The sequence below is a fragment of the Bacillus sp. 05T31 genome (assembly GCF_056396725.1).
In genome coordinates this window covers 1-4,128 of sequence record NZ_JBFTMA010000626.1, presented here as the reverse complement: position 1 = coordinate 4,128, position 4,128 = coordinate 1, and the positions used below count along the sequence as shown (strand labels likewise).

At 34.4% G+C, this 4,128-nt stretch carries 3 protein-coding genes and 1 pseudogene; all 4 read left to right on the top strand.

The annotated features are described in order from the left end of the window. Positions 1–465: extracellular solute-binding protein (locus AC1DJR_RS25460; protein ID WP_477003804.1), on the top strand; the 465-nt coding region annotated here is incomplete at its 5' end. A gap of 12 nt (positions 466–477) precedes the next feature. Continuing rightward, a complete protein-coding gene (locus tag AC1DJR_RS25455) occupies positions 478–2,148 on the top strand; it encodes an ABC transporter permease (protein ID WP_002126665.1) in 1,671 nt (556 codons plus the stop codon). Beyond that, positions 2,145–3,171, top strand: a pseudogene (locus AC1DJR_RS25450) (MBL fold metallo-hydrolase). The gene AC1DJR_RS25455 and the pseudogene AC1DJR_RS25450 overlap by 4 nt, the downstream one beginning before the upstream one ends. Before the next feature lie 20 nt (positions 3,172–3,191). Beyond that, the gene (locus tag AC1DJR_RS25445; protein ID WP_113735580.1) at positions 3,192–4,025 is read left to right on the top strand and encodes a hypothetical protein; all 834 of its coding nucleotides are present in this window, start codon (positions 3,192–3,194) and stop codon (positions 4,023–4,025) included. Positions 4,026–4,128: the final 103 nt, after the last annotated feature.

The following is a 4,128-nucleotide window of genomic DNA, read 5'->3' as shown; positions in this document are numbered from 1 at the left end:
GGATATGTGAAAAAGAATGGACAAGATGGATGGAATTTATTTGAACAGCTTAAGAAAAATGAAGTTACAGTAGCTGGGGCAAACCAAGAAGCGTTAGACCCAGTTGTAACAGGTGCGAAAGATATGGTAATTGCGGGTGTTGACTATATGACGTACAGTGCAAAAGCAAAGGGTGAACCGGTTGATATCGTATATCCAAAAAGCGGAACAGTCATTAGTCCACGTGCAGCAGGCATTATGAAGGATAGTAAAAATGTAGAAGGTGCAAAAGAGTTTATTGATTATTTATTATCAGATGATGTGCAAAAACAAGTTTCTAAAGCGTATTTGTTGCCCGGTAGAAAAGATATAAAAGCTGAAAATAGACCGAATGTAGAAGAGATTCCAGTATTAAATATTGATTGGAAAACAGTTGAGAAAGAACAAGATGAAATAGCAAAACAATTTAAGAAAGTATTTCAATAAGATGGTGATTACATGGTAAATCGATTCGTATCAGTAAGACAAGTTGGAATGACAGTAGCGTTGTTACTTGTGGCGATGTTAATCGTCATTCCGATTTTTCTCATTTTATTTTCTAGTGTATATGAAAATAGCAGTTGGAATTTTTTAAAGCCTTTTGAAGTCATGCAGAGTGGTGGATTAGCTGGAATTTTTCTAAATTCGATGCTTCTAGGTGTACTCGTTGTAATAGGAGCTACAATATTTGCGTTTCCATTGGCGTTCATTATGAGCAAAACAGATGTAGGAAAGTATAGTAAGTTAGATATTGTTTTTATGATCCCATTTATGACCCCGCCCTATATCGGATCGATGGGCTGGATTTTGTTCATGCAACCTAACGGTTATTTTGAACAATTTTTTCCGGCTTTAAAGCCGATTTCATCATCGTTTTTTAGTTTAGGCGGTATGGTTTTAATTATGAGTCTGCATTTATTCCCATTCCTTTACTTCATGTTGAAAAACACGTTACTTCAGATTGGGAGTAGTAAAGAAGAAGCTGCAGCAGTTCATGGTGGAAGTTTTTTCTATCGTTTAAGAAAAATAATACTACCGTTATTGTTATCAAGTTATGTAATGGGTGCTTTACTCATTTTCGTAAAGACGATTGCTGAATTTGGAACACCAGCTACATTCGGACGTAGAATAGGATTCCATGTGTTAACATCTGAGATTCATAAATTTATCTCTAGTTGGCCGATTGATTTTGGCAGTGCCACAGCATTATCTTCTTTATTACTTAGTGCGTGTATGCTCATTTGGTATATGCAAAATGTATTGAATCGAAAGTATACATATGCAATGGTTAGTGGAAAAGGTGTGAAATCTAAAAGGTATACTTTGTCTATATTTGCGCGCGTTATAGCATGGGTTTATGTAATTGGTTTACTAATAGTAGCAATTGGAATCCCATACTTTTCTATACTTATTGCTTCTTTGTCGAAGTTAAGAGGCGGTGGCTTACATTTTAATAACTTTACAACAAGCCATTATGAAGCATTATTTACAATTGGTTCTCCGGGATTAGAAGCTTTATGGAACAGTTTTCTTTTTTCACTCGTAACGGCGATTGTTGCTGTAATTATTGGCGTATTTTTGGCGCTTATGATTCGAAAGGGGAAAAAGTCCTCTGAAAAATGGCTTGATATGTGCGGCATGTTACCGAATATGGTACCAGGAATAGTGATGGTTGTAGGGCTTATTTTATTTTGGAATTCACCCTATATGCCTATGTCAATTTACAATACACCAGTCATGGTTATCGTAACGTATGTTGTTCTCTTTTTACCTTATACGGTGCAGTATGTAAAAGCATCGCTCGGACAAATTGATGATTCTCTTGTACAGGCAGGAAGTATTTTTTCCGGGAATTATATTTATATTTTTAGAAAAATAATATTGCCGCTTATTATTCCAGGAATTCTTGCTGGATGGGCGATGACATTTACGATTTCGATAAGAGAGTTAGTAGCATCGCTTCTCGTACTACCTCCATCAGTAGAAACGTCAGCAACGTTTATTTTTGCTCAATTTGAACAAGGAGAAGTATCTATAGGAATGGCAATGGCTGTTGTTTCTGTTGGGCTTACAACAATGTGCTTATTACTTCTGCAACATATGGARCAAAAACGAAAAGGRGTAGCATGATGAGGATGGAAGTATGGGGAGGAGCGGGAGAATACGGTCGTTCCTGCTATTTTGTAAAAAATAAAGAGACAAAAATAGTATTTGATTGTGGTATTAATCGATCATATGAGGATAGTTATCCCAAAATAGAAAGAGAAGTTGTTCCATTTTTGGATGCAGTATTTTTATCACATATTCATGAAGACCATACGATGGGTTTACCTTTACTAGCAAAGTATGGATATAAGAAAAAAATTTGGACGACTCGTTATACGAAGGAGCAACTTCCAGCTTATTTTGAAAAATGGGGAAACTACAATCTTTCAAAAGGGTGGAATTTACCTTATAACGATCAAAATATTAAAGATCTAAATTATGTATGTATTGATGAGATTAGTGGAACGAGTAGACGAATTATGTGCAGAAATTGAACGAGTTGCTCAAAATAAAGGAACAGCATTACTACCACTGCCCTCACTTGGTAGGGCGCAAGATATAGTATTKTATTTATATGAACGATATAAAGAACTTCCAATTATAGTAGATAAAGAAATTTTKGCTGGATTTGAAGAGATGTTCATATATAAAGATTGGTTAAAAAATAAAGAAAAACTTGAACGGGTTGTGGAGGTTTTAAAAAGAAACATAATAGTTATGGATAATGACATTTGTATGCAAAATAGTTAYGGAATAGTTGTAATGAGTGATGCGAATATGCAAACGAAACGAGCACAGTTGTATTATGAACAACTTCGGCATGAAGAACGAAATTCGATTATCTTTACTGGACATATTGCTAAAGGAAGTTTTGCAGAAAAAGTTTTGAAGGAACGTGTAGGTAAAGAATGTAGGGTGAAGCGAGTTCCATATAAAGTTCATCAAAGTATAAGTGACGTTAAGGAAATGTTAAATACACTATTACCAGAACATACGGTGTTAGTACAYGCTTTGAAAGAGGATACGGATCRATTRCAGRAAAAGCTTAGCATAGCAGGATATAAAAATGTATATTCACTTGCAATGGAATGTGTAGAAGTCATATAAAATGTAAAGGAGATTGGTATATGAAAAAAGTATTTGTATTCGTAAGTATTTTCTTTTGTTGTTTCCTTTATAACGTTAAGGAAGGTTTTGCTGCTAGTCCAATGAAACCTAGCTTTGAAGTGAAGTTATTATTAAAGCCAGAACAAGTATTAGGTTATAACAAAGAGATGAAGCAAGAGGTACTAGAACATTTCCAGGCTGGTACAAATTATGAAAGAATACAAGTGGAATTTTTAGATACGGCGAATAAAAGTTTAAGTAATGAAGGTTGGTTTGCGAGGATCCGAAAGAAAGAATTTAGTAAAGATTTTGAGCTAACATATAAAAAGAGATACCCGATTCAAAATGGTATGATTCAAGATGCATTAGAAGTAGCTAAGAAGGATGGATTTGATAGTAAAACTGATAACTATGAGGCAGAAATAGATTGGGGATTTGAGAAGAAAACATTAAGTATTTCAAATAAGAAAAGTTATAGTGCTAAAGGATATGGGATACTTGATTTACCAAATGAACAAGCTGCTCAAAATATGTTAATAGAAAAGTTACCAGGGAAAATGAACAAATGGTTGTATACGAATTGGGGAGAAGAAATGCTCAAGAATTCTCGTATTTACGGTCCTGTATTAATGAAACGGTATACAGGGGAGTTTGAAAATATAAAAACCAATATTGAAGTTTGGCCACTAAGTAATACAGGGAAAATAGAAGATGATTTCGTAATAGAAGTGTCGTTTAAAACAAATGAGGAAAGTATTGCAACAAAACAAAGAGAATTATTAATGGCGAGTATAGAGAAAAAAGGATGGTTGTTACCGAAAGATAGTTTGAAGACAGAGCTTATTTTTCAGTAAATAGGAAAGAAGGAATCCATGTGCCATGGATTCCTTCTTCTAATATATGAGCATTAAGCTAAATCAGCTGACACGAACATATCATTATTTTGAAGGTTTTTAG

Coding starts and splice junctions, on each gene's coding strand:
- AC1DJR_RS25445 (WP_113735580.1), top strand. CDS start 3,192: ATGAAAAAAGTATTTGTATTCGTAAGTATTTTCTTTTGTTGTTTCCTT.